The sequence below is a fragment of the Luteimonas granuli genome, from assembly GCF_007795095.1.
Taxonomy (GTDB): Bacteria; Pseudomonadota; Gammaproteobacteria; order Xanthomonadales; family Xanthomonadaceae; genus Luteimonas; species Luteimonas granuli.
The window spans coordinates 1,174,343-1,198,113 of record NZ_CP042218.1 but is presented as its reverse complement, the minus strand read 5'-3'; the positions used below and the strand labels follow the sequence as shown (position 1 = coordinate 1,198,113).

Sequence of the window (23,771 nt, the reverse complement as noted above, 5' to 3'; positions counted from 1 at the left end):
GCCCCCCATGCTTGATGCCATGAGCACCACGATCGATCTCTCCGCACCCGGCTACCAGACGCTCGACCGCCCGCTGGACTTCACGCCCGCGGCCGCGGCCAAGGTGCGCGAACTCATCGCCGAAGAGGGCAACGACGCCCTCAAGCTGCGCGTCTACATCCAGGGGGCGGCTGCTCGGGCTTCCAGTACGGCTTCGAGTTCGACGAGGAGCAGGGTGAGGACGATCTGGCCGTGGCCACCGACGGCGTGACCCTCGTGGTCGACCCGCTGAGCCTGCAGTACCTGATGGGCGCCGCGGTCGACTACGTCGAAAGTCTCCACGGCGCACAGTTCACCATCCGCAATCCGAACGCGAAGTCGACCTGCGGCTGCGGCAGCAGCTTCACGACATGACTCCGCGGCGCGCTGCGCCGTTCGCCTTCGTCGAGGCGCCGCTGGACCGCGCCGAGAACCTCCGTGACGACCGCGATGCCCTCGCCCGGCTCTGGGTGCAAGGCCGGGCGCTGGTGCTCGATGCCGAGGGGCGGTCCTGGGCGGATGCCGCCGGCGCGCTGCTGGCGCCGCGGGCCGCGGACCTGGCCGATGGCCCGGGCGAAGCGCTGTTCCTGGGCCTGCGCGGCGGCGAAGGCTGGTTCGCGGTGCGCGAGGAGGATGCCGGCGACGGCTCCGTGCCCTCGCGCATCGACCTGCGCAGCGCCGCCGCGCAGTGGCCGGACTTCGAGGCCACCGCCTTCGCCCAGGCGCGCGCGGTGCTGCACTGGCGCGCGCGGCACCGCCACTGCGGCGCCTGCGGCGGCGTCCTGGACTACCGCCGTGCGGGCTGGCTGGGCTGGTGCGGCGCCTGCGCGCTGGAGCACTACCCGCGCAGCGATCCCGCGGTGATCGTCGCGGTCAGCGACGGCGAGCGGCTGCTGCTTGGTCGCGGCCCCGGCTGGGCGCCGCGGCGCTATTCGGTGCTGGCGGGCTTCGTCGAGCCGGGGGAATCACTGGAGCAGACCGTGGTGCGCGAGGTCTTCGAGGAGTCCTCGGTCCGCGTGCGAGGCTGCCGCTACCTGGCCTCGCAGCCCTGGCCCTTCCCCTCGTCCCTGATGCTCGGCTTCGAGGCCGACGCGGAGCCCGACGAGCCGCACTGCGCCAGCGACGAACTGGAGGATGCGCGCTGGTTCGGCCGCGACGAGGTCGGGGCCGCCCTGCGCGGCGAATCCGGGCCCGACGGCCTGTTGCTGTCGCCGACGATCTCGATCTCGCGCTGGCTGATCGAGCGCTGGCACGCCGGCGGCTGAGCGCGGACGCCGGGCGGGGCTAGAATCGGTCCATGTTCTCGACCCTGTTCGCTGTGGTGGTCGCGCTGGCCCTCGGGCATCTGGCGCCTGCGTTCGCCGCCGCCGTGCGTGACTTCGGCTGGTACCGGGCCCTGCTGGCCCGGCTGGACCGGCACTTCACTGCCGACGGCTTCTGGCGCAGCCGCTGGGGCCTGCTGCTGGCGCTGGTGCCGGTGCTCATCGTTGTCGGCTTCGTGCAATGGCTGCTCGACGGGTTCGCCTTCGGACTGCCGGCGCTGCTGTTCGGCGTGGCGGTGGTGTTCTACGCCTGGGGGCCACGCGATCTGGACCTCGATGTCGACGCCGTGGTCGGGGCTGCGGATGCGGCCGAGCGCCGCGAGGCATTGGCGCGGCTGCGTCCCGCTGCCGCTGCCGGGGCGGGCGAGGCCCGCGACGAGGTCGGCCGCGTCTTCGTGGCCGCGCTGCGGCGCTGGTTCGGGGTGCTGTTCTGGTTCGTGCTGCTCGGCGCCGTCGGCGCCCTGCTGTACCGGCTCGTGGCGATCGCCGCCGAGGACGAGCCGGCGCTGTACCTGCCCGCGGATTCCGTGGACGGCGCACGCAGGCTGCTGGCGGTACTGGACTGGCCGGTGGCCCAGCTGATGGCGCTGTCGTTGGCGCTGGTAGGCAACTTCGACGTGGTGGTGTCGGCGTGGAAGGCGGCCGGTGGCTCGGCCCTGCGCGCGGGCACCGGCATGCTTGCCGCGGTGGGGCGCGTCAGCGTGCGCTGGGAGCTGGACGAGGAGGCGGGCGATCTCGCAGCCGCCGCGTCCGCGACCGTGGAGGCTGTCGACGCCGGGCTGGACGGGACCGGGACCGGCGATCCTGGCGTGCCGCCCGGGGCGGAGCCGATGGCCGGCATCCTGGATGCACCGCTGGGCCAGGTCATGCGGGACGCGATGTCGCTCGTCTGGCGCGTGCTGCTGGTCTGGCTGGCCGTGCTGGCCCTGTTCGTGGTGGCCGGCTGGGTGAACTGAACGTCACGGATCGGGCGGCTGCGGCGGTGGCAGCGCTGCTCGGCTGCGTCCCGCGCTTACGTGCTCGAACGCGGCCAGGGCCGCGGCCCGCCCCTTCGCGAGGTCGACGACCGGTTCTGCCGGATAGTCGCCGATGTGCCCGCGCGCCGCGGCACCCGCCAGCCATGGCGCATGCCTTGCGCGTGGCGGCAGGCCACGCAGTTCCGGTATCCAGCGCGCGATGTAGTCGCCCTGCGGATCGAACCGCTGCGCCTGCAGCACCGGGTTGAACACGCGGAAATAGGGCGCCGCGTCCACGCCGGTGCCGGCCACCCACTGCCAGCCGAGCGTGTTGTTGCCAAGATCGGCGTCGACCAGCGTGTCCCAGAACCAGCGTGCACCGTGCAGCCAGTGCATGCGCAGGTGCTTGGTGAGGAAGCTGGCCGCGACCATGCGTACGCGGTTGTGCATCCAGCCGGTCGCCCGGAGTTCGCGCATGCCGGCGTCCACGAGCGGGATGCCGGTGCGGCCCCGCTGCCACGCGCGCAGCAGCCGCGGGTCAGGCGGCGCCCAGGGGAAATCGTTGAAGCGCGGGTTGAAGTCGGCTTCGCTCGTATGGGGGAAATGATGCAGCACGTGCCGGCCGAACTCCCGCCAGACGAGCTCCCGGACATAGGCGCGGCGCTCCTCGACGGAGCCGGCGTCGGCCAGCCGCGCGACGATCCGCGTGGCGGTGATCTCGCCGAAGTGCAGGTGGGGCGACAGCCGCGAGGTGAGGCTGCGGGCTGGAAGGTCGCGTCCGGCGCTGTAGTCGTGCAGCCCTTCCTCGATGAAGGAGTCCAGTGCCCGGTCGGCGCCGGCCTCGCCGGGCGTCCAGTGCCGCCAAAAGGAGGCGTCCCAGCCCGGGGCCGGCCGCAGGCCCAGCGCATCGATGCCGGTTTCGCCGGGCAGCGCCTCGAACGGTGGCAACCGTTGGGGGGCAGGTGATGGCGGCATCGGATTCCACTGGCGCCGGGCCGCGTTCCAGAACGGCGTGAACACGCGGAACGGATCCCCGCCGCGGGTCTCCAGCTGCCAGGGCTCGAACAGCAGGCCGCTGCTCCAGGCGTCGGCGCGCAAACCCAGGGCGCGCAGCCGCCGTCGGAGGGCGATGTCGCGCTGGTCGACGGCGGGTTCGTGGCGCCGGTTCCAGAACACGGCGGAGGCGGCGGTCGACGCCGCCGCCGACTGCAGCACGTCGCCGCTGTCGCCGGCGAACACGTGCAGGCGGCTGCCGCGCGCGCGCAGGTCCGCGTCGAGTGCATGCAGGGCGCGATGGCGCCAGGCGTTGGACGCGGCGCCGGGCACCCATGTCCCCTCCTCGTGGGGGGCATGGATGTAGACCGGCAGCGGTGCCAGTCCGGCCTTCAGGGCCGCCTGCAGCGCCGCATGGTCCCGCAGCCGCAGGTCGTCGCGGAACCAGACCAGCGCGACCGCGCTCATCCGGGGCGGCTTGCGGTCCGCAGCAGGGGCAGGATCTGGTACAGGGCGGACAGTGCGACCAGGACGTAGACCAGCCGCGCCAAGGCAGCGTCCTGGCCGCCGAACAGCGTGGCGACCAGGTCGAACTGGGCGGCGCCCACCAGCCCCCAGTTGATGCCGCCCACGATCACGAGCAGCAGGGTGACGATGTCGAGGATCTTCATGGTTGTTTTCCCGCGGGTCAGTTGGAGGGCATCAGCACGGCGTCGATCACGTGGATCACGCCGTTGCTGGCGGCCACGTCGGCCTTCACCACGCGGGCGCCGTCCACGGTGACCCCGTCGCCGCTGGCGCGGATGTCGATGCTTTCGCCGTTGACCGTCGCCGCCTGGTCCATGGTGGCGACGCGCGCCGCAGGAAGTCTGCCGGCCACGACGTGGTAGGTGAGGATGGCGACCAGCCGGTCCCTGTTCTCCGGCTTGAGCAGTTCGTCCACGGTACCGGCCGGCAGGGCGGCGAAGGCGGCGTCGGTCGGCGCGAAGACCGTGAAGGGACCGCTGCCCTTGAGCGTGTCGACCAGGCCGGCCGCACCGAGGGCGGCGGCAAGCGTCTTGAACTGGCCCGCGGCCAGGGCGGTCTCGACGATGTCGGCGCTGGCCCGTGCCTGGGAGGCACCGGCCCCGCCGGATGTTTGCGGGGCCGCGAGGGCCACCGGTGCGGCCAGGGCGAGAGCGAGGGCGGCGACCAGGGTGGGCGCGATACGGCGGGGGGAATGAAATGCGTGGGTGTTCATCTGCAGTCTCCGTGGTGTGTTCCGGACATGCAGTTTCAAGGGACGCCTGTTAGGAATCTGTACAACATGATGTTGTACATATCTTGTACATTGCACGGCATGTACCCGGTCAAGGCTGCCGCCGAGCTCACTGGACTGACGCCCGCGACCCTGCGCGCCTGGGAGCGGCGCCACGGCGTCGTGGTCCCGCATCGGGATGCCAGGGGTCGCCGCGTGTACGACGCGGCGATGGTGGAGCGCCTGGCCCGGTTGCACCGGCTGATCGACCGTGGCCACGCGATCGGGCAGCTGGCCGCGCTGGACGATGCGGCGCTTGAGCGGCTGCTGCAGGAAGGCCGGCACGCCGGCTATGGCGATGTCGACGGGCTGCCCGACCGGATGCTGCATGCGATCGCCGACTATCGCGTGGACGCGTTCGATCGCGAACTGTCGGTGGCGATCGCGACCCTGCCGCTCGCGGTGTTGATCGCGCGCGTGGTCGGCCCACTCCTGCGCGAGGTCGGCGTGCGCTGGGCCGACGGACGCCTGGCGATCGCGCAGGAGCGGCTGGTCAGCAGCCTGCTGCGTGCGCGCCTGCTGTCGGTGCTCGACCAGCATCCCCGGGAGCGGCAGCCGCGCGTGCTGTTCGCGACCCTGCCTGGCGAGCGGCACGAGCTCGGCCTGATCGGCGCGGCGCTGCACGCATGCGATGCCGGCGTGCCGGTCCTGTACCTGGGCACGGAGCTGCCCGCGGAGGAACTGGCACGGGTGGCCACCCGGCTGCATGCGATGGGCGTCGCAGTGAGCTCGATGGATCCCGGCCAGGCGCGGGTGGCGCTGGAGGAGTTGCAGAGGCTCGATGCCGCCCTCGAGCCGGGCGTCACGGTCTGGCTCGGCGGCGCGAATGCGCGCTATCTGGCCGAAGAGCTGGCGCTGCCGCGCGTGTGCGCGGTGATCGATCCGGCGACCCTGGGATTGCTGGCGCGCCGGGTCTCCTGATCCGCGACAGCGTCGCTACGGATGGTCGCCGCGGAGCGAGCGGACGCGGGCCTCGAGCATCTGCGCGTCGGCATCGGCCCCGGGAACCGGTGCTTCGGCCATCACCGACACGGGCGCGCGGAAGCGGCGCGGCACCCGCATGCGGCCCAGGCGTCCGCTTGCGGCCGCAGTGCTGCGGCGGCTCCACATGCTGCTCCACATGTTGCGCAGGGCCATCGGCACCACCGGCACCGGACGCCGTTCGAGGATGCGTTCGACGCCGGACTTGAACGGCTGGATGTCGCCATCCGGCGTCAGCCGGCCTTCGGGGAAGATCAGCACCAGCTCGCCGCGGGCCAGCGCCTCGTCGATGCTGTCGAACGCGCGCCGCATCATCGCCGCGTCCTCCTTCGGGCTCGCGATCGGAATCGCGCCGGCGGCACGGAAGATCCAGCGCATTACCGGGATCTGGAAGATTCGGTAGTACATGACGAAGCGGATCGGGCGCGGCACGCTGGCGGCCAGGATCAGTGCGTCCATATAGCTGACGTGGTTGCAGACCAGCAGCGCCGGGCCCTCATCGGGCACGTGGCGCTCGATGCCGTGCAGCTCCAGCCGGTACAGCGTGCGCACCAGCAGCCAGCTGACGAAGCGCATCGCGAACTCGGGGACGATGGTGAAGATCCAGCCGGTGACCAGCAGGTTGGCGATCGCCAGCGCCAGGAACACCTGCGGGATGCTCCAGCCCAGCGCCTGCTGCACCGCCAGCCCGGTCACCGCCGCGGCGACGATGAAGGCCGAGTTCTGGATGTTCAGGCCGGCGAACACCCGCGCCATCTCGTCCTTCGGTGTGCGACTCTGGATCAGTGCGAACAGCGGCACGATGAAGAGCCCGCAGGCGAAGCCGATGCCGCACAGGTCGATGGCGATGCGCCAGCCGTTCTCGGCGGCGAGGAAGCCGGCGATGTCGAGCCCGGCCTGCGGCGCCAGGCCGCTGCGCGCGACGTACAGGTCGAGCATGAAGGCGCTGATGCCCAGCGCGCCCAGCGGCACCAGGCCGATCTCGACCGTGCGCGCGGACAGCTTTTCGCACAGCAGCGAGCCGGTGCCGACGCCGACCGAGAACAAGGCCAGGCCGAAGATGTACAGGCTGGTCGAACGCTCCGCCGCGCCCAGGTGCAGCTCGGCGTAGTTGGGCAGCTGCGCGGTCAGCACCGTGCCCACGAACCAGAACCAGGACACGCCGAGGATGGCGTTGCGCACCGCCGGCGTGCGCCGTGTGAGCCGCCAGGTGCGGATCGTGCCGGGGATCGGGTTCCATTCGATCGCGAGGTCGGGCTTGCCGGCGTCCACACGCGGGATCAGGCGCGCCACCAGGTTGCCGATGACCGCAAGCGTCACTACCGACGCCGCCGCGGCTTCCGGTCCCCACGCACCCGCGACCTGGAACACCAGCCCGCCGTAGATCATCCCGGCGAGGATCGACAGCGAGGTGCCCATCTCCACAAGGCCGTTGCCGCCGGTGAGCTCCTCCGGCTTCAGCACCGCCGGCAGGATCGAGTACTTCACCGGCCCGAACAGCGTCGACTGCATGCCGGTCGCGAACAGGGCCACCAGCAGCAGCGGCATGTGGCCGAGCAGGAAGCCGATGCCGGCCAGCGTCATGATCCCGATCTCCATGGTGGTGGTGATCACGATCAGCCGCTGCTTCTCCAGCTTCTCGGCGAACTGGCCGGCGATGGAGGAGAACAGGAAGTAGGGCAGGATGAAGAGCGCCGGCGCGAGGTTGGTGTAGAGCGTGCGCTGGTCGCTGTCCACGCCCAGATGGAACAGCAGGCCGATGATGGCCTGCCGGTAGACATTGTCGTTGAAGGCGCCCAGCGCCTGCACGGCGAAATAGGGCAGGAAGCGCCGCTGGCGCAGCAGCTCGAACTGGTTGTACGCCATGCGTTCCCCTCCCGATCGACCCTGCCATTCTGTAGGAGCAACTGTCTTTTTTCAGACCGAGGCTGGCTGCCAGGGTTTGCCATCCCTGAGCATGGCGTTGATCTGCCCGAGGAAGGCGCGCATGCAGGCAACCAGGGCCACCTTGGCGCATTTGCCGCGGCTCCTTAGAGCCTCATAGCGTCGCTTCAGGGCGGGCTGGGCGCGGATGGCGCTCCATGTGGCCATGTACAGCACGCGCCGGATTCCGGCACGGCCGCCCTGGATGCGCCGCAAGCCGCGCTTGCCGCCGCTGTCGGCGTTGTAGGGAGCAACGCCGACCAGGGCGGCGATCTGCCGGCGTTCGATCTGCCCCAGCTCGGGCAGGAAGGCGATCAGGGTGGCGGCGGTCACCGGGCCGATCCCGGGTACGGCCCGCAGTTGGGCGGAACGCTCGCTGTCGGCGTCAGCCACGGCTTGGGTGATGGCCTTGTCCAGCAGCGCGATCTCCGCCTGCTGCGCGCGCAGCAGGCGCTTCAGGCTGGCCACCACCAGCGGCTGGCCCTGTACCTGCTGCAGCCGACGCCGATCGTCGTCGCGTTGCTGCACCACCTGCGCACGGCGTTGCACCAACGCCTGCAGCCGCTGCTGTTGCGGCGTTTCCGCAGCGGCCGGCGGCATTTCGGTCACCTCCGCCATATGGGCCAGCATGGCCGCGTCGATCGGGTCGGTCTTGGCGGTCCGGCCCATCGCAGTGGCAAACGAGCGCGCCCGGTGCGGTGGCACGCGCACCACCGGCCATTCATCCTGCAGGGCAGCCATCACCGCCCGCTCGTAGCCGCCGGTCGCCTCCAGCAGCACCCGTTCCACCGGCAGCTTCCGCAGCCGCTGCGCCAGCGACCGGTGCCCGGCCGAGCTGTTGGCCACCTCGAACACCTCTCCGTTGGGCCGCAGCGCCACCGCCAGCGTGGCCTTGGCCACGTCGATCCCCACGAACACAGACATCTGCTTCTCTCCTAGACTGGACGGGAGAGCACTCTTGCCGGCCCATGCTTGTGCAGTGCGAGCTGCTGACTCGTTCAACTGTTCGGGCTCTGGCAAGAGCGTGGAGTGCGGGCGCCCTGGCTCCTACACGTGCTTCAGGGCACCCCAGCTTGTCGGCGTCCCGCACTCCGCTCTCACCTGCACGCTAGGCCAAAGCGAAGACACAAGCAGCTGCAGCTGCGACCAGCCGCGGTGCGGCGACTCTGTGGGAGCAGCTACAGCTGCGACCTGGCTGCTCCTGCAGGGGAGGGGGCGCGGGCTTCAGGCAGGAAGGCCGGCGGCGATGTCGGAGATCATCCGGAACGAGCGCAGGCGGTGGCCGAAGTCGTACATGTCGGACACGATCATCAGCTCGTCGGCCTGCGTGCGATCGATCAGCGCGCGCAACCCTTCGCGCACCGTGTCGGGGCTGCCGTAGATGCTGTGCGCCAGCATCTGCGAGGCCTGGGCCTTCTCCTGCGGCGTCCAGTACCGCTCGATGTCGTCCACGGGCGGTTTCGTGAGTTCGCGCGCGCCGCGGAAGATGCCGGCGAAGGACATCTGTTGCGAGGTCGCGAGGAACTTCGCTTCCTCGTCCGTCGGCGCGGCGATCACGTTGACCCCCACCAGCGCGTATGGCCGGTCGAGCTGCGCCGAAGGCTGGAAGCGGCTGCGGTAGATCGCCAGCGCCTGGTCCAGCATCTGCGGCGCGAAGTGCGAGGCGAAGCCGTAGGGCAGGCCCAGCTCGGCGGCCAGCTGCGCTCCGAACAGGCTGGAGCCGAGGATCCACAGCGGCACGTCCGTGCCGGCCCCCGGCACGGCCTCCACGCGCTGGCCGGGGCGCGTCGGGCCCAGCCAGGCCTGCAGTTCGAGGACGTCCTGCGGGAAGCGGTCGCCGCTGGCGGGGTCGCGGCGAAGGGCGCGCACGGTCACCTGGTCAGTGCCGGGCGCGCGGCCCAGGCCGAGGTCGATGCGGCCCGGAAACAGCGTGGCCAGCGTGCCGAACTGCTCGGCGATCACGTAGGGCGCGTGGTTGGGCAGCATGATGCCGCCCGCGCCGACGCGGATCCTCGTGCTGCCCGCCGCCACGTGCGCGATCACCAGCGAGGTGGCCGCGGTGCTGACCGACGGCATGTTGTGGTGTTCGGCGATCCAGAAGCGCTCGTAGCCCCAGTCTTCGGCCTGGCGAGCCAGCTCGCGGGCCTCGTCGAGCGCGGTGCGGATGTCGCCGCCTTCGCGCACGCGGCCGAGTTCGAGGATCGAGAGGCGGGGCATTGTGGGACTCCGTCACGGGGGAAGGCACGAGCCTACTGGATGCGCTCGCGTAGCATCACGGAAGAGCACATCTGGGAGCTGCTCAGCCCCGCTCGCGCTCCACTGCCCGCCAGCCGATGTCGTGGCGATGGAACTCGCCCGGCCAGGAAATGCCCGACACCGCGGCATAGGCGCGCTGCTGTGCGTCGGCCACGCTGTCGCCCAGCGCGCAGACGCACAGGACGCGGCCGCCGGCGGTGACGGCGTGTTCGCCCTCGAGGCGCGTGCCGGCATGGAAGACCTTGGTGTCCGGCAGGTCCGGGGCGTCGATGCTGTTGATCGCATCGCCGATGCGCGGCGACGCCGGGTAGCCTTCCGCGGCCATCACCACGCCCAGCGCCGGGCGCGGGTCCCAGTCGGCCTCGATGCCTTCGAGGGCGCCGTCGATGCCGGCCTCGACCAGCGCGGCGAAGTCCGAGCGCAGGCGCATCATCACCGGCTGCGTTTCCGGGTCGCCGAAGCGCACGTTGAACTCGATCACCTTCGGCGCGCCGTCGGCGCCGATCATCAGGCCGGCGTAAAGGAAGCCGGTGAAGGGCGCGCCGTCCGCGGCCATCCCGGCCACGGTCGGCTCGATGACCTCGCGCAGGATCCGCGCATGCACCTCGGGCGTGACCACCGGCGCCGGCGAGTACGCGCCCATGCCGCCGGTGTTGGGGCCCGTGTCGCCGTCGCCCACGCGCTTGTGGTCCTGGCTGGTCGCCATGGGCAGCGCGAAGCGGCCGTCGACCATGGCGATGAAGCTGGCCTCCTCGCCGTCGAGGAACTCCTCGATCACCACCCGCGCGCCGGCTTCGCCGAAGGCCTCGCCGGACAGCATGTCCTCCAGCGCGGCCTCGGCCTCGGCCAGGGTCGTCGCCACCACCACGCCCTTGCCCGCGGCCAGGCCGTCGGCCTTGACCACGATCGGCGCCCCCTGTGCGCGTACATGGGCAAGCGCCGGCTCGAGCTCCGTGAACACGGCGTAGTGCGCGGTCGGGATGCCGTGGCGGGCGAGGAACTCCTTGGCGAACGACTTGCTGCCTTCCAGCCGCGCGGCCGCGGCGGTCGCGCCGAAGACCCGCAGCCCGGCGGCGCGGAAGCGATCGACGAGGCCCGCCACCAGCGGCGCCTCGGGGCCGACCACGGTGAACGCGATGCCGCCGTCACGGGCCAGCGCCAGCAGCCCCTCGATGTCGGTGGCCTTGACCGCCACGTTGCGGCACTTGGCCTCGACCGCCGTGCCGGCATTGCCGGGCGCGACCAGCACCTCGTCCACGCGCGGCGACTGCGCCAGCTTCCAGGCCAGCGCGTGCTCGCGCCCACCCGAACCAATGACCAGAACCTTCATGCTTCGACCTTGCCGTCAGTTGGATGGGAGCATAGCCCCCTGAGTCAGGGGGCGATTCGCGCCGAAGGCGCGAATGGGGGTGTGGCAGCGCAGGGCGGGGCCCGAAGTTCGCGCAGCGAACTTTGGGATTGATGCCCGGCGCAGCCGGACATCAATGCCTGAAGTGTCGGACACCGGTGAACACCATCGCGATGCCGTGCTCGTCCGCCGCCGCGATCACCTCCGCGTCGCGCATCGAACCGCCCGGCTGGATCACCGCGCGGATGCCGGCTTCGGCCGCGGCGTCGAGGCCGTCGCGGAACGGGAAGAACGCATCCGACGCCATCACCGAGCCCGGGACCTCGAGTCCGGCGTCGGCGGCCTTGATGCCGGCGATGCGCGCCGAATACACGCGGCTCATCTGTCCGGCGCCGACGCCGACGGTGGCGTTGTCCTTCGCATACACGATGGCGTTCGACTTCACGAATTTCGCCACCTTCCATGCGAACAGCAGGTCGGCGAACTGGGCTTCGGTGGGCGCCAGCCGCGTCACCACGCGCAGTCCGTCGCGGGTCACGACGCGGTCGTCGGCGGTCTGCATCAGCAGCCCGGAGCCCACGCGCTTGACGTCGATGAAGCCGGCCGAGGGCGGCGCCGACGGAATGCGCAGCACGCGCACGTTGGCCTTCTTCCGCGCGTAGTCCAGTGCGCCTTCGTCATAGTTGGGCGCGAGCAGCACCTCGACGAACTGGCGGTCGAGGATGGCCTTCGCGGTGGTGGCGTCCAGCGGACGGTTGAAGGCGATGATGCCGCCGAAGGCCGACGTCGGATCGGTCGCGTAGGCCCGTCCGTAGGCCTCGCCGCAGTCCGCACCCACCGCCACGCCGCAGGGGTTGGCGTGCTTGACGATCACGCAGGCCGGGGCCTCGAACTGGCGCACGCACTCCCAGGCCGCGTCGCTGTCGGCGATGTTGTTGTAGCTGAGCTCCTTGCCCTGCAGCTGCTCGAAGGTGGCCAGGGAGCCCGGCGCCGGATGCAGGTCGCGATAGAACGCGGCCTGCTGGTGCGGGTTCTCGCCGTAGCGCAGGTCCATGACCTTGACGAAGCTGCCGTTGGCCTGGGCCGGGAACAGCGCGCGCTGCGGCACGTCGTCCGCCGTGCCGGTGACCGCGGACAGGTAGTTCGAGATCGCGGCGTCGTACTGGGCCACGCGGTTGAACGCGGCCACCGAGAGCGCGAAGCGCGTCGTGGCCGACAGCGCGCCGCCGTGCGCGGCCAGCTCATCGATGATCCCGGCGTACTGCGCCGGATCGGTGGCCACCGCCACGCGGGCGAAGTTCTTGGCCGCCGAGCGCAGCATGGCCGGGCCACCGATGTCGATGTTCTCCACGGCTTCGGCCAGCGTGCAGTCCGCGCGCGCGGTGACCGATTCGAACGGGTAGAGGTTCAGCACCAGCAGGTCGATGGCACCGATGCCGTGCTCGGCCATCACCGCCTCGTCCACGCCGGCGCGGCCGAGCAGGCCGCCGTGCACCAGCGGGTGCAGGGTCTTGACCCGGCCGTCCATCATTTCCGGGAAGCCGGTGACCTCCGACACGTCGCGCACGGGCAGGCCGGCCTCGCGCAGGGCGCGGGCGGTGCCGCCGGTGGAGAGCAGTTCGACGCCGCGCGCCGCGAGGGCCTTGGCGAGTTCAACCAGCCCGGTCTTGTCGGATACGGACAGCAGGGCCCGGCGCAGGGGCAGGCGATCGACGGTCATTGCACGTGGGGGCAGCGGGGAAACGGCGATTATACGGCCGCCGGCCGTCCGGCCCGCCGGATGCTCCGTGCTCAGGTGATGCCGTAGTCGCGCAGCTTGCGGCGCAGCGTGGCGCGGTGGATGCCGAGCATGGTCGCGGCGCGGCTCTGGTTGCCCTCGCAGTGGTTGAGCACTTCCACGAACAGCGGGATCTCGAGCTCGCGCAGGGCGATGCCGTACAGGTTCTCGGCATCGCAGCCGTCGAGGTCGCGGATGTAGCGGCGCACGGCCGTCGCCACGTGCTCGCGCAGCGGCGCACGCGGCGTGCCGCGGGACTGCGGCTCGTTGGTGTCGGCAGCGTTCAATCGGACCCCGGGGCCGTGTTCGCGCGAAAACGGCGCGCGGCGGAGATCGAGTCTAGCGCGCCCGCCGGATCGCTGCCATTGCCCCGGCTCAGCGGAAATCGAAGGCGAAGCCGACCGCGCCCGGTCCGGGTTCGAGCACGTCCATGCGGATCACCGCGCCCTGGCCGCTGCCGATGAGTTCCGAGGGCGGCTCGCCGCCGAGGTACTCCGCGGCGGCGAACGCGCGTGCGCCCAGCGGACGGCCGTCGATGTCGGACAGCGTCAGCACCAGCTGCGGCCAGGGCTGCGCCCAGGCGGCATCGTTGCGGAAGCTGGCGGTGATGCGCAGTGCGCCCTCCGCTTCGGGGTGCGGGCGCACGTCGCGCTCGAGGAGCGCGAACGCCGACGGTTCGCGCCAGGGCGGCAGGCTGCAGCGCAGCACCGCGCAGGCGCGCTCGACCAGCGGCCGCCAGCCGGCGTCCGCCGCCAGGTGCGCGCGTTCGGCGAGCAGCCACTGGAGGCCGAGCAGGAGGGCCAGTCCGGCGATGGCCGCGGCCATGGGCCAGCGGCGTCCCGCGGGCGCGGCGTCCCCGCCCGCGCGACGGCGGCGCGCGAAGCTGGGCTCGGAGCGGCCCGCGCGGAGCGGGCCGGGCGGACCTTCGGGCGCCAGGTCCGCCTGGGGTCCGGGCTCGGGTACCGGTTCTTCCGCGGCCTCCGCAGGCGCGGGGTCGGGTTCCGCTTCCGCCGGCCCCGACGACTCCTGCTGCAGCAGGTTGGCGATCGGGATGGCCGGCTGCGCGGCGCGATCGGTGGCCGGATCGCCCGCTTCGGGCCCGGACCCGCCGCCCACGAACTCGGCGACCGCCGCCGCCATTCCGGAGCGCGCGTCCGCGGTCGGGTACGGAGGCGCGGCCACCCCGCGCAGCGGCGCGGCGCAGCGCGGGCAGCGCTCCGGCGGCTCGTCGGTCGCCGGGTCGGTGGCGACGAGAGCGTGGCAGGACGGGCAGTTGACGAACATGCGTGCTATTCAAGCATGCGCCGCGCGCGCCCCGCAGCCTCAGCCGCGGCGGACGCCGTCGATGCGGACCCAGTCTCCGTCCACGGTCACCTGCAGGTCGTCGAACCAGGCGCCGTAGCGCGCGAGCAGCGGTGCCTGCTGGCCGTCGAGGATGCCCGACAGCGCCAGCCGGCCGCCCGGCGCGACCCGCGCGGCGATGGTGTCGGCCAGCTCGTCCAGCGCCGAGGCGAGGATGTTGGCCACCACCACGGGCCAGGAGCCCTTCGGCGCATCGTCCGGCGCGTGGACCGAGAGACGGTCGTCGACGTCGTTGCGCGCGGCGTTGTCGGCGGTGGCCAGCAGCGCCTGGGGATCGTTGTCGATGCCGGTGGCGTGGGCGGCGCCGAGCTTGAGCGCGGCGAGCGCGAGGATGCCGCTGCCGCAGCCGAAATCGAGCACGTGCGCGCCGGTGAGCACGCCCTCGGCGGCGAGTCCGTCCAGCCACCGCAGGCACAGTGCGGTGGTGGGGTGGGTGCCGGAGCCGAATGCGAGGCCGGGATCCAGTCGCACCACGGCGGCGTCGCTGCCGGCCTCGTCCGGCAGTTCCTGGTTCCATGGCACGACCCAGGTCCGCTGGCCGAAGCGCAGCGGCACGTACTGGTCCATCCAGGCCCGTTCCCAGTCCTGGTCCTCGACGGTACCGAACGACACCCGCGTCCAGTCCAGTCCGGGATCGAAGCTCTCCAGCGCGGCGAGCAGCAGCAGGGGGTCGGCGTCGGGTTCGAACAGGGCGCTCAGCGCGACCTCCGCCCACAGGGGCGTCTCGCCGACGCCCGGCTCGAGGATCGCGCGTTCGTTGCCGGTGTCGGCGTCCGCGTCGAGCATGACCACCGCCAGCGCCCCGACATCGTCCAGGGCGTGCTCGTAGCGTGGCAGCTCCGACTCCTGGCAGCGCAGCGTGAGTTCGAGGTATGGCATCGCGGGTCGCCCGTCAGCGGATCGAGAGCGACTTCTCCTTGCGCTCGGACAGGCGCTTCTCCAGATAGTGGATGTTGCGTCCGCCCTCCTCGAAGCCGCGGTCGGCGAGGATGCGCTGCTGCAGCGGGATGTTGGTCCGGATGCCGTCGATCACCATCTCCGAGAGCGCCACCCGCATCCGGCAGATCGCCTGCTCGCGGTCCGCGCCGTGCACGATCAGCTTGCCGATCATCGAGTCGTAGTTGGCCGGCACGCGGTAGCCCTCGTAGACGTGGCTGTCCACGCGCACGCCGGGCCCGCCCGGGGCGTGGAAGTGCTGGATCAGCCCGGGCGAGGGCAGGAATGTGTCCGGGTCCTCGGCGTTGATCCGGCACTCGATGGCGTGGCCGCGCAGCACCACGTCCTCCTGGCGGATCGACAGCGGCCGGCCGGCGGCGATCATCAGCTGTTCGCGGATCAGGTCGATGCCGGTGACCATCTCGGTGACCGGGTGCTCGACCTGGATGCGGGTGTTCATCTCGATGAAGTAGAAGCGGCCGTCCTCGAACAGGAACTCGAAGGTGCCGGCGCCGCGGTAGCCGATGCGCAGGCAGGCCTCGACGCAGACCTGGCCGATCTCCTCGCGCATCTGCTGGGTGATGCCGGGCGCGGGCGCTTCCTCGACCACCTTCTGGTGCCGGCGCTGCATCGAGCAGTCGCGCTCGCCGAGGTGGATCGCGTGGCCCTGGCCGTCGGCCAGCACCTGGATCTCCACGTGGCGCGGGTTCTCCAGGAACTTCTCCATGTAGACCATGTCGTTGCCGAAGGCCGCCTTGGCCTCCTGCTTGGTGGTCGCGATGGCGCCGGGCAGCGCGGCCTCGGTCTGGACCACGCGCATGCCGCGACCGCCGCCACCGCCGGCGGCCTTCACGATCACCGGATAGCCGATCTCGCGCGCGATGCGCACGTTTTCCGCGGCGTCGTCGCCCAGCGGTCCGCCGCTGCCGGGCACGCAGGGCACGCCCGCGGCCTTCATCGCTTTGATCGCCTCGACCTTGTCGCCCATCAGGCGGATGGTGTCGGCCCGGGGGCCGATGAAGACGAAGCCCGACTGCTCCACGCGCTCGGCGAAGTCGGCGTTCTCGGCCAGGAAGCCGTAGCCGGGATGGATGGCCTGGGCATCGGTGACCTCGGCGGCGGCGATGATGCTGGCCATGTCGAGGTAGCTCTGCGGCGACGGTGCCGGGCCGATGCAGACCGACTCGTCGGCCATGGCGACGTGCTTGAGGTTGCGGTCGACCGTGGAATGCACGGCGACCGTGCGGATGCCCAGTGCGTGGCAGGCGCGCAGGATGCGCAGCGCGATCTCGCCGCGGTTGGCGATGACGACCTTGTCCAGCATGGTCGCCGCCTCAGCCGATCACGAACAGCGGCTGGTCGAATTCGACCGGCTGGCCGTTCTCGCCGACGATCGCGAGCACGGTGCCGGCGACGTCGGCCTCGATCGGATTGAACATCTTCATCGCCTCGATGATGCCCAGGGTGTCGCCCGCGGCCACGGTCTGGCCCACGGTCACGAACGGCGGCTTGTCCGGCGCCGGCGAGGCGTAGAAGGTGCCGACCATCGGCGAGCGCACCACGTGGCCGTCGGGCAGGGTCGGGCCGGTGGGCTCGGCGGGACGACCGCCGGTGGCGGCCTGGACCGGCGACTGCATCGGCATCACCGGGCCATGGTGCGGCTCGGCAGCCGCGTGATGCGGCTGCGGTGCGGCATGGCCGGTGCGCGGCGTGCGGGCCAGGCGCACCGACTCCTCGCCCTCCTTGATCTCGATCTCGGCGAGGTTGGAATCCTCGAGCAGATCGATCAGTTTCTTGATTTTTCTCAGGTCCATGCGGGCCTCTCGGGTCGAGCCGGGCGTGTGCGCCGGCGGTGGAGATCAGGGTTCAGGACGCCGGCGCCAGGCGGGCCAGGGCGGCGTCCAGGGCAAGGGAATAGCTGGCGGCGCCGAAGCCCGCGATCACGCCGATCGCCAGGTCGCTGAAGAAGCTCTGGCGGCGGAAGGGTTCGCGGGCGTGCGGGTTGGACAGGTGCACCTCGATGAAGGGAATGGCGACCGCGGCGAGCGCGTCGCGCAGGGCCACCGAGGTGTGCGTGAAGGCGGCCGGGTTGAGCAGGATGAAGGCGGTGCCGTCGCGGGCGGCGGCCTGGACGCGGTCGACCAGGACGTGCTCGGCGTTGGACTGCAGGCTCTCGAACGCCATGCCGGCGGCCTCGGCGCGCGCGCGCAGGCCGGCGTCGATCGCGGCCAGGGTGTCGCGGCCGTAGATCTCCGGCTCGCGGCTGCCGAGCAGGTTGAGGTTGGGGCCGTGGAGGACGAGGAGCCTGTCCATCGTGGCGCTTGACCGCCTTTGCGAAAAACGGCGGCCAGTCTGGGGCAAGCGACGGATCGTGTCCAGATCGCCGAAGTTTTGCGAATAAGCCACGCTTTAAGCGCTTGTTTGAATCATTCGCCCTTGCCCGCCCAGCCGTCCAGTTCGCCGTGCACGAAGGGGCCGATGCGCTGCTTCAGCAGCCGGCCGTCGGCGGAGACCAGGACGGTATAGGGCAGCACGCCGCGCTGGTTGCCAAGCTGGACGCCGCTGTCGCGGGGGCCGGCGGCGTCGATGAGGATCGGATAGCGCACCGGGATGCGCGCCAGGAAGTCCTCGACCGCGGCCTGGTCGTCGAGCGCGATGCCGACCACACGCACACCCGTGTCGCCCTGTCCGGCGGCGAAGCGATCGAGTTCGGGCATTTCCTCGATGCAGGGCGGACACCAGCTGGCCCAGAAATTCACCAGCAGGGGGCGGCCTGGGAAGTCGTCCGGGAGGGTCCGCGGTGCGCCGGCGAGATCGGGCAGGGTGATGGAGGGAACGGGGCCTCCGCGCTTCGCGATGGCAAGGCCTTCCGGGGCCGGTGGTGCGACCGCGTCCATCGCCCCCTGCACGGCGCGCTGGCCCAGTTCGGTGCGCAGCAGCGGCCCGGGACCGTTGACCGCCAGTCCGGCCGCCACGCCCAGCACTCCTGCGGCCAGCGCCGCCAGCAGGATCGTGCGCGTGCGCATCAGCGCGCCGCCCGTTCCAGGGCCGCGATCGCCGTGTCGCGGTCGAGGACCGCCGGCAGCACCTCGCCCTCGCCGCCGCCGCGCGGGTAGACCACGTACAGCGGCACTCCCACTGCGCGATGGGCCTCGAGGAAGGCGCTGATCTCCGGGTCCACGTTGGTCCAGTCGCCCACCATGTAGACCGCGCCGGTGCCCTCCAGCGCGCTGATGAAAGCCGGGCTGGACAGGACGCGCTCGTTGGCCTTGCAGGTCACGCACCAGTCGGCGGTCATGTTGATGAAGACGGGCGTGCCTGCGTCGCGCAGCTCGCGCAGGCGGGCAGCGGAGTAGGGCACGCTTTCGCCTTCAGCGGCGGCTGCCATCGTCGTCGGGGCGGGCAGGCCCGTGACCAGCCAGGCCGGGGACAGCGCCACCAGCAGCAGCGCGATCGCCGGCAGCCTGCGGACCCAGCCGCCCCGCATGCGCGCGTGCTCCAGCCACCACAGTGCCAGCGCCATCAGCGTGACGCCGATGGCGACCAGGGCCATGGCGTCGACGCCGCGCTGGCGGCCCAGCACCCAGGCCAGCCAGATCGCCGTGAGGTACATGGGAAAGGCCAGTACCTGCTTGAACGTCACCATCCACGGGCCCGGCTTCGGCAGGCGTCCGGCCAGCGCCGGTATGAAGCCGACCAGCAGGAACGGCAGCGCCAGGCCGAGGCCCAGCGCCAGGAACACCAGCAGCGCCACCGCCGCAGGCGCGGTGAAGGCGTAGGCCAGGGCGCCCCCCATGAACGGCGCGATGCAGGGGCTGGCGACCACGCAGGCCAGCACGCCGGTGAAGAAGTCGCCCACCGGCCCGGTGCGCGCGGCCAGGCCGCGGCCGAGGTTGGCGCTGCCGCCGATGCTGAACACGCCGGACAGACTCAGCCCGACCGCGGCCAGCAGCAGCACCAGCGCGGCCACGAAGCCCGGCTGCTGCAGCTGGAAGCCCCAGCCCATGGCCTGGCCCGCGGCGCGCAGCCCCAGCACCAGCAGACCGATGGCGGCGAACGCCACCAGCACGCCCGCGGTGTACCAGATCGCGTGGCTGCGGGCGTGCGCGCGGCTGGCGCCGCCCTGGGCCAGGCCCAGGACCTTCAGCGACAGGATCGGCAGCACGCAGGGCATGATGTTGAGCAGTACGCCGCCAGCCAGCGCCAGCAGCAGGGCCAGCGCGAGGCCGCCGCGCCCGGGCGCGGACGCGGGCGGCGTGCTGCGCGCAGCGTTGTCGACGGTGGCATCGCCTCCGGCCCTGGAAGCGGCCGGGGCGGAGGTGGCCGGGACGGGATCCGCAGCCGGCGGCGGGGACGCATCCAGCACCCCCGCAGCGGTCGCCAGTGCCTCCGCGGCTCCGGCAGCGTCCGCGTCCGCCGGCGCGCCCGGGGCGGAGCCCGCGCGCGCACTTGCCGGCAGCGACAGGCGCACGCTGCGGGTCATCGGCGGATAGCAGATGCCCTCGTCCTGGCAGCCCTGGAAGGTCGCCGTGAGCACCGCGTCGCGCGGCTCGCCGTGGCTGCGGCGCAGCGGCAGCGGCACGTCCACCTGGTCGAAGTACACGACCACGTCGCCGAAGTAGCCGTCGTTGTGCTGGACGCCGCCGGGCCAGCGCGGTGCGCCGGCCTCGATGCCGTCGGCTTCGAGGCGGAAGCTGCTGCGGTCGCGGTAGACGTAGTAGCCGGGCGCCGGGGTGAAGCGCATCAGCACGGTGTCGCCGTCGGCGACGATGGCCTCGAAGGTGAAGGCCTGGTCCTCGGGCAGCGGCAGCGCGCCGGCGCGGCCGGCCAGCGCCGGGAGCCCGGAGCCCGCGCGTGGAGCGCCCGCGCCCAGGGCCTGGCCGAGCGCGGCGAAGCCGGCGTCCGGCCGCGCCGGCACGGCGGCGGCCGGGGCCGGCGGCAGCGCCACCGTCACCGTGCGCGTCTGCGGCGGATAGCAGATGCCGATGTCCGCGCAGCCCTGGTAGCGGACCTTCAGCTGCGTGCGTGCGGCGACGGCCTCGCCGGGGAGCACGGCGAGCACGCGCTGGCGGTAGGTCTCGACCTCGCCGAAGAATTCGTCCACATGGCGCTTGCCGGCCGGCAGCTGCAGTCCGTCCGCCGCGGCGCGGAAGCCGTCGTCGACCGGCTCCGCGCCCATGCGGTGGCGATAGAGGTAGTAGCCCTCCGCGATCGTCCATTCCAGCTCGATGCGGTCGGGCGCCGTGGCTTCCACGCGCAGCGCGAAGGCCTCGTCGACGGGGAGCAGGTCCTCGGGGCCGGCCGCGTGCGCCGACGGCGCCAGCAGCACCGACAGCAGGAGCATCGCGGTCCATGCCCGATCTGCGAGGCTGCGCAGGACGCTCATGCCACGGGCTCCGCGCGCGTTTCCGCCTCGACCCAGTCGAGCCAGGGAGCGGAGCCGCCGACGGTCTCGAAGGCCATGATCTCGGGCAGATCGTAGGGATGCAGGGCCTGGATGCGCGCCGTCAGTGCCGCCAGGCGGTCGCGCGTGGTCTTGACCAGCAGCAGGACCTCTTCCGCGCGCTCGATGCGGCCCTGCCAGCGGTACACCGAGGCCATCCCCGGCTGCACGCTCGCGCAGGCGGCCAGGCGCTCCTCGACCAGGGCGCTCGCGATCGCGTCGGCGCTCCGGACGTCGGGACAGGTGCAGTGGCACAGAAGAACGGTCATGGGCGCGAAGAGATGGGTCGGACGTCCGATAGGGTAGCGGACCGCCGACGCCCGGGTGCCGGTGTCCCCGGCACGCTGCGGCCCGCGCGGGGGACGCACCATTCCGGATGCCTGCACAACGAGGGAGTTGCCGGGCCCTTATCCTTGTCGCCCCTCCCCCGCCCGTTCATCAGGTGTTTCCCCCATGCAGGTTCCCCACCGCTCTGCCGCGCTGCGCGCCGGCCTGGCGCTGGCCCTGGCGTCGGCGTCGTTGCCGGCGCTGGCCGCGTCCAACGTCGAGGTCGCTGCCGGCGCCTCCTTCACCACCGACAACGAATCCACCGGCGTCGCCTCGGTCGCGTGGCTTCCCCGTCTCGGGTCGATGGAGAAGGCCGTGATCCGTGCCGAAGTGGGCGCGATCCACGTCGATGGCCGCGGCCACGTCCCCGGCCGAGACCTGGCCGACAGCGTCACGGTCGGCTTCGCCGGCCTGCGCTACGAGCGCACCGACAACGGCCTGACGCTGGGCGCCGGCGTCGGCGCCCAGTCCGGCGAGACCGACGCGCTGTCCGGCGACCCGCAGTTCGTCACCACCGCCGGCTGGCGGTGGGACCGCTTCTCGCTGCTCCTGCGCCACATCTCCAACGCCAGCCTGCACAGCCCCAACCGCGGCGAGACCATGCTGGTCGGCGCCTGGCGCTTCTGAGCCCCTTGAATCCCCGTTGAACGACTCCACCTAGGGGGCATCCCGGCCCTTGCCGGGTTTTCGCGGCGCGCGTTCTGGCACTCGGCAGGGCCGACTGCTAGACTTCGCGACCGATTTGCCATTTGTTCCAACAAAATCAATCACTTATGAGGATTGCCATGAACCTGAAGCCGCTCTACGACCGCGTGGTCGTCAAGCCGATCGAAGCCGACGAAGTCACCGCCGGCGGCATCGTCATTCCCGACAACGCCAAGGAAAAGCCCACGAAGGGCGAAGTGGTCGCCGTCGGCGAGGGCAAGGCGCTGGACAACGGCAGCCTGCGCGCGCCGAAGGTGAAGGTCGGCGACAAGGTCATCTACGGCCAGTACTCCGGCTCGGCGTACAAGCACGAGGGCACCGAATACAAGATCGTGCGCGAGGACGACATCCTCGCCATCGTCGGCTGAGCGCTCCGAAGCGCACCGCAATCCCGGTTCCGACCCCACTCCACTGATCCATATTCGAGGTAATACACATGTCCGCGAAGGAAATCCGCTTCGGTGAGGACGCGCGCGCCAAGATGGTGCGCGGCGTCAACGTGCTCGCCAACGCCGTCAAGGCGACCCTGGGCCCGAAGGGCCGCAACGTCGTGCTCGACAAGAGCTTCGGCTCGCCCACGATCACCAAGGACGGCGTGTCCGTCGCCAAGGAGATCGAGCTGGCCGACAAGTTCGAGAACATGGGCGCGCAGATGGTGAAGGAGGTCGCCTCCAGGACCTCCGACAACGCCGGCGACGGCACCACCACCGCGACCGTGCTGGCCCAGGCCTTCATCCGCGAGGGCATGAAGGCGGTCGCCGCCGGCATGAACCCGATGGACCTCAAGCGCGGCATCGACCAGGCCGTGGTCGCCGCCGTCGCCGAGCTGAAGAACATCAGCAAGCCGTCGTCGACCAGCAAGGAGATCGCCCAGGTCGGCACCATCTCCGCCAACTCCGACGCCAACATCGGCGACCTGATCGCCCAGGCGATGGACAAGGTGGGCAAGGAAGGCGTGATCACGGTCGAGGAAGGCTCGGGCCTGGACAACGAACTCGACGTCGTCGAGGGCATGCAGTTCGACCGCGGCTACCTGTCGCCGTACTTCATCAACAACCAGCAGTCGATGTCGGCCGAGCTGGAAGACCCCTTCATCCTGCTGCACGACAAGAAGATCTCGAACGTGCGCGACCTGCTGCCCGTCCTCGAGGGCGTGGCCAAGGCCGGCAAGCCGCTGCTGATCATCGCCGAGGAAGTCGAGGGCGAGGCCCTGGCGACCCTGGTGGTCAACACCATCCGCGGCATCGTGAAGGTCTGCGCCGTGAAGGCCCCGGGCTTCGGCGACCGCCGCAAGGCGATGCTGGAGGACATGGCGATCCTCACCGGCGGCACCGTGATCTCCGAGGAAGTCGGCCTGTCGCTCGAGAAGGCCACGATCAAGGATCTCGGCCGCGCGAAGAAGGTGCAGGTCTCGAAGGAGAACACCACCATCATCGACGGCGCCGGCGAGTCCACCGGCATCGAAGGCCGCATCAAGCAGATCAAGGCGCAGATCGAGGAGACCTCCTCCGACTACGACCGCGAGAAGCTGCAGGAGCGCGTGGCCAAGCTGGCCGGCGGCGTGGCGGTGATCAAGGTCGGTGCCTCGACCGAGATCGAGATGAAGGAAAAGAAGGCCCGCGTCGAGGACGCCCTGCACGCCACGCGCGCTGCGGTGGAAGAGGGCGTGGTCCCGGGCGGCGGCGTCGCGCTGCTGCGCGCCAAGACCGCCATCGAAGGCCTGAAGGGCGCCAACGAGGACCAGAACCACGGCATCGTGATCGCCCTGCGCGCCATGGAGGCCCCGCTGCGCGAGATCGTGAACAACGCCGGCGAGGAGCCCTCGGTCATCCTCAACAAGGTCAAGGACGGCAAGGGCAACTTCGGCTACAACGCCGCCAACGGCGAATACGGCGACATGGTCGAGTTCGGCATCCTGGATCCGACCAAGGTCACCCGCACCGCGCTGCAGAACGCGGCGTCCATCGCCGGCCTGATGATCACCACCGAGGCGATGGTGGCCGAGCTGCCGAAGAAGGAAGAGCCCGCCATGGGCGGCGCCGGCGGCATGGGCGACATGGGCGGCATGGGCTTCTGATCCACGCCAGCCCCGTGTCAACGCAGTAAAGGGAAAGCCCCCGCAGCGAT

23 protein-coding genes and 1 pseudogene are annotated in these 23,771 nt (G+C 71.3%); 7 read left to right on the top strand and 17 right to left on the bottom strand.

The genetic code is table 11. The features are described 5' to 3' along the window. Positions 1-19 precede the first annotated feature (19 nt). The 3 genes and pseudogenes from erpA to FPZ22_RS05485 all read left to right on the top strand — a co-directional run bounded on the left by erpA (position 20) and on the right by FPZ22_RS05485 (position 2,296). Positions 20-393, top strand: a pseudogene (gene erpA, locus FPZ22_RS05495) (iron-sulfur cluster insertion protein ErpA). Then, positions 390-1,283: an NAD(+) diphosphatase gene (gene nudC, locus FPZ22_RS05490; RefSeq protein WP_144891150.1), complete on the top strand. Its 894-nt coding sequence runs from the start codon at positions 390-392 to the stop codon at positions 1,281-1,283. The pseudogene erpA and the gene nudC overlap by 4 nt, the downstream one beginning before the upstream one ends. 32 nt (positions 1,284-1,315) lie before the next feature. Then, complete coding sequence (locus FPZ22_RS05485) at positions 1,316-2,296, top strand: hypothetical protein (protein WP_144891148.1); 981 nt, start codon at positions 1,316-1,318, stop codon at positions 2,294-2,296. A 3-nt stretch (positions 2,297-2,299) separates the two neighbouring features. Here the strand turns inward: FPZ22_RS05485 and FPZ22_RS05480 are convergent, their stop codons facing one another. The 3 genes from FPZ22_RS05480 to FPZ22_RS05470 are packed head-to-tail and all read right to left on the bottom strand — an operon-like array spanning position 2,300 to position 4,529. After that, entirely contained in the window at positions 2,300-3,757 is a 1,458-nt protein-coding gene (locus FPZ22_RS05480) for a cryptochrome/photolyase family protein (RefSeq protein WP_144891146.1), read from the bottom strand. Then, the gene (locus FPZ22_RS05475; protein WP_144891144.1) at positions 3,754-3,960 is read right to left on the bottom strand and encodes a DUF378 domain-containing protein; all 207 of its coding nucleotides are present in this window, start codon (positions 3,958-3,960) and stop codon (positions 3,754-3,756) included. The genes FPZ22_RS05480 and FPZ22_RS05475 overlap by 4 nt, the downstream gene beginning before the upstream one ends. A 17-nt stretch (positions 3,961-3,977) precedes the next feature. After that, positions 3,978-4,529 carry a fasciclin domain-containing protein gene (locus FPZ22_RS05470; protein ID WP_144891142.1) on the bottom strand — a complete coding sequence of 184 codons (552 nt, stop codon included), beginning with the start codon at positions 4,527-4,529 and terminating at the stop codon, positions 3,978-3,980. Between the two features lie 66 nt (positions 4,530-4,595). Here FPZ22_RS05470 and FPZ22_RS05465 point away from each other — a divergent pair, with 66 nt between their 5' ends. After that, positions 4,596-5,507, top strand: a complete 912-nt coding sequence (locus FPZ22_RS05465) for a MerR family transcriptional regulator (RefSeq protein WP_210412707.1) — start codon at positions 4,596-4,598, stop codon at positions 5,505-5,507. 15 nt (positions 5,508-5,522) lie between these two features. Here the strand turns inward: FPZ22_RS05465 and FPZ22_RS05460 are convergent, their stop codons facing one another. The 14 genes from FPZ22_RS05460 to cutA form a co-directional block, all read right to left on the bottom strand. Beyond that, on the bottom strand, positions 5,523-7,433 hold the full coding sequence (locus tag FPZ22_RS05460; RefSeq protein WP_144891138.1) for an MFS transporter: 1,911 nt from the start codon (positions 7,431-7,433) through the stop codon (positions 5,523-5,525). A gap of 51 nt (positions 7,434-7,484) precedes the next feature. Next, positions 7,485-8,414, bottom strand: a complete 930-nt coding sequence (locus FPZ22_RS05455) for an IS110 family RNA-guided transposase (protein ID WP_144890969.1) — start codon at positions 8,412-8,414, stop codon at positions 7,485-7,487. A gap of 300 nt (positions 8,415-8,714) precedes the next feature. Beyond that, positions 8,715-9,707, bottom strand: a complete 993-nt coding sequence (locus tag FPZ22_RS05450; protein WP_144891137.1) for an LLM class flavin-dependent oxidoreductase — start codon at positions 9,705-9,707, stop codon at positions 8,715-8,717. Positions 9,708-9,789: 82 nt separating this feature from the next. Continuing rightward, a complete protein-coding gene (gene purD, locus FPZ22_RS05445) occupies positions 9,790-11,076 on the bottom strand; it encodes a phosphoribosylamine--glycine ligase (RefSeq protein ID WP_144891135.1) in 1,287 nt (428 codons plus the stop codon). A 151-nt stretch (positions 11,077-11,227) separates the two neighbouring features. Continuing rightward, the gene (gene purH, locus FPZ22_RS05440) at positions 11,228-12,814 is read right to left on the bottom strand and encodes a bifunctional phosphoribosylaminoimidazolecarboxamide formyltransferase/IMP cyclohydrolase (protein ID WP_144891133.1); all 1,587 of its coding nucleotides are present in this window, start codon (positions 12,812-12,814) and stop codon (positions 11,228-11,230) included. A gap of 71 nt (positions 12,815-12,885) precedes the next feature. Further along, positions 12,886-13,158, bottom strand: coding sequence for a DNA-binding transcriptional regulator Fis (gene fis, locus FPZ22_RS05435; RefSeq protein ID WP_144891131.1), 273 nt, complete (start codon positions 13,156-13,158; stop codon positions 12,886-12,888). 88 nt (positions 13,159-13,246) lie between these two features. Continuing rightward, entirely contained in the window at positions 13,247-14,155 is a 909-nt protein-coding gene (locus FPZ22_RS05430; protein ID WP_144891129.1) for a DUF3426 domain-containing protein, read from the bottom strand. 39 nt (positions 14,156-14,194) lie between these two features. Continuing rightward, the gene (gene prmA / locus FPZ22_RS05425; RefSeq protein WP_144891127.1) at positions 14,195-15,112 is read right to left on the bottom strand and encodes a 50S ribosomal protein L11 methyltransferase; all 918 of its coding nucleotides are present in this window, start codon (positions 15,110-15,112) and stop codon (positions 14,195-14,197) included. Positions 15,113-15,125: 13 nt separating this feature from the next. Beyond that, positions 15,126-16,493, bottom strand: coding sequence for an acetyl-CoA carboxylase biotin carboxylase subunit (gene accC, locus FPZ22_RS05420; protein WP_144891125.1), 1,368 nt, complete (start codon positions 16,491-16,493; stop codon positions 15,126-15,128). Positions 16,494-16,503: 10 nt separating this feature from the next. Next, a complete protein-coding gene (gene accB / locus FPZ22_RS05415; protein WP_144891123.1) occupies positions 16,504-16,983 on the bottom strand; it encodes an acetyl-CoA carboxylase biotin carboxyl carrier protein in 480 nt (159 codons plus the stop codon). A gap of 52 nt (positions 16,984-17,035) precedes the next feature. After that, positions 17,036-17,482, bottom strand: coding sequence for a type II 3-dehydroquinate dehydratase (gene aroQ, locus FPZ22_RS05410; RefSeq protein WP_144891121.1), 447 nt, complete (start codon positions 17,480-17,482; stop codon positions 17,036-17,038). Between the two features lie 113 nt (positions 17,483-17,595). After that, the gene (locus tag FPZ22_RS05405; RefSeq protein WP_144891119.1) at positions 17,596-18,195 is read right to left on the bottom strand and encodes a TlpA family protein disulfide reductase; all 600 of its coding nucleotides are present in this window, start codon (positions 18,193-18,195) and stop codon (positions 17,596-17,598) included. Next, on the bottom strand, positions 18,195-20,555 hold the full coding sequence (locus tag FPZ22_RS05400) for a protein-disulfide reductase DsbD family protein (protein WP_144891117.1): 2,361 nt from the start codon (positions 20,553-20,555) through the stop codon (positions 18,195-18,197). Before FPZ22_RS05400 ends, FPZ22_RS05405 begins: the two co-directional genes overlap by 1 nt. Next, complete coding sequence (gene cutA, locus FPZ22_RS05395) at positions 20,552-20,881, bottom strand: divalent-cation tolerance protein CutA (protein WP_144891115.1); 330 nt, start codon at positions 20,879-20,881, stop codon at positions 20,552-20,554. Before cutA ends, FPZ22_RS05400 begins: the two co-directional genes overlap by 4 nt. Positions 20,882-21,065: 184 nt before the next feature. Here cutA and FPZ22_RS13765 point away from each other — a divergent pair, with 184 nt between their 5' ends. From FPZ22_RS13765 to groL, 3 genes are all read left to right on the top strand, one after another. Next, positions 21,066-21,566 (top strand): acyloxyacyl hydrolase, encoded by a 501-nt coding sequence (locus FPZ22_RS13765; RefSeq protein WP_144891113.1) that lies wholly within the window; start codon positions 21,066-21,068, stop codon positions 21,564-21,566. A 158-nt stretch (positions 21,567-21,724) separates the two neighbouring features. Then, positions 21,725-22,012 carry a co-chaperone GroES gene (groES, locus tag FPZ22_RS05385; protein WP_144891111.1) on the top strand — a complete coding sequence of 96 codons (288 nt, stop codon included), beginning with the start codon at positions 21,725-21,727 and terminating at the stop codon, positions 22,010-22,012. Positions 22,013-22,080: 68 nt separating this feature from the next. Beyond that, positions 22,081-23,721 (top strand): chaperonin GroEL, encoded by a 1,641-nt coding sequence (gene groL, locus FPZ22_RS05380; RefSeq protein ID WP_144891109.1) that lies wholly within the window; start codon positions 22,081-22,083, stop codon positions 23,719-23,721. Positions 23,722-23,771: the final 50 nt, after the last annotated feature.

Coding starts and splice junctions, on each gene's coding strand:
- FPZ22_RS05455 (WP_144890969.1), bottom strand. CDS start 8,414: ATGTCTGTGTTCGTGGGGATCGACGTGGCCAAGGCCACGCTGGCGGTG.
- purH (WP_144891133.1), bottom strand. CDS start 12,814: ATGACCGTCGATCGCCTGCCCCTGCGCCGGGCCCTGCTGTCCGTATCC.
- aroQ (WP_144891121.1), bottom strand. CDS start 17,482: ATGGACAGGCTCCTCGTCCTCCACGGCCCCAACCTCAACCTGCTCGGC.
- FPZ22_RS13765 (WP_144891113.1), top strand. CDS start 21,066: ATGCAGGTTCCCCACCGCTCTGCCGCGCTGCGCGCCGGCCTGGCGCTG.
- prmA (WP_144891127.1), bottom strand. CDS start 15,112: ATGCCATACCTCGAACTCACGCTGCGCTGCCAGGAGTCGGAGCTGCCA.
- FPZ22_RS05405 (WP_144891119.1), bottom strand. CDS start 18,195: ATGCGCACGCGCACGATCCTGCTGGCGGCGCTGGCCGCAGGAGTGCTG.
- FPZ22_RS05450 (WP_144891137.1), bottom strand. CDS start 9,707: ATGCCCCGCCTCTCGATCCTCGAACTCGGCCGCGTGCGCGAAGGCGGC.
- nudC (WP_144891150.1), top strand. CDS start 390: ATGACTCCGCGGCGCGCTGCGCCGTTCGCCTTCGTCGAGGCGCCGCTG.
- FPZ22_RS05465 (WP_210412707.1), top strand. CDS start 4,596: ATGATGTTGTACATATCTTGTACATTGCACGGCATGTACCCGGTCAAG.
- groL (WP_144891109.1), top strand. CDS start 22,081: ATGTCCGCGAAGGAAATCCGCTTCGGTGAGGACGCGCGCGCCAAGATG.
- accB (WP_144891123.1), bottom strand. CDS start 16,983: ATGGACCTGAGAAAAATCAAGAAACTGATCGATCTGCTCGAGGATTCC.
- FPZ22_RS05475 (WP_144891144.1), bottom strand. CDS start 3,960: ATGAAGATCCTCGACATCGTCACCCTGCTGCTCGTGATCGTGGGCGGC.
- FPZ22_RS05470 (WP_144891142.1), bottom strand. CDS start 4,529: ATGAACACCCACGCATTTCATTCCCCCCGCCGTATCGCGCCCACCCTG.
- purD (WP_144891135.1), bottom strand. CDS start 11,076: ATGAAGGTTCTGGTCATTGGTTCGGGTGGGCGCGAGCACGCGCTGGCC.
- FPZ22_RS05485 (WP_144891148.1), top strand. CDS start 1,316: ATGTTCTCGACCCTGTTCGCTGTGGTGGTCGCGCTGGCCCTCGGGCAT.
- groES (WP_144891111.1), top strand. CDS start 21,725: ATGAACCTGAAGCCGCTCTACGACCGCGTGGTCGTCAAGCCGATCGAA.
- cutA (WP_144891115.1), bottom strand. CDS start 20,881: ATGACCGTTCTTCTGTGCCACTGCACCTGTCCCGACGTCCGGAGCGCC.
- accC (WP_144891125.1), bottom strand. CDS start 16,493: ATGCTGGACAAGGTCGTCATCGCCAACCGCGGCGAGATCGCGCTGCGC.
- FPZ22_RS05460 (WP_144891138.1), bottom strand. CDS start 7,433: ATGGCGTACAACCAGTTCGAGCTGCTGCGCCAGCGGCGCTTCCTGCCC.
- FPZ22_RS05480 (WP_144891146.1), bottom strand. CDS start 3,757: ATGAGCGCGGTCGCGCTGGTCTGGTTCCGCGACGACCTGCGGCTGCGG.
- FPZ22_RS05400 (WP_144891117.1), bottom strand. CDS start 20,555: ATGAGCGTCCTGCGCAGCCTCGCAGATCGGGCATGGACCGCGATGCTC.
- FPZ22_RS05430 (WP_144891129.1), bottom strand. CDS start 14,155: ATGTTCGTCAACTGCCCGTCCTGCCACGCTCTCGTCGCCACCGACCCG.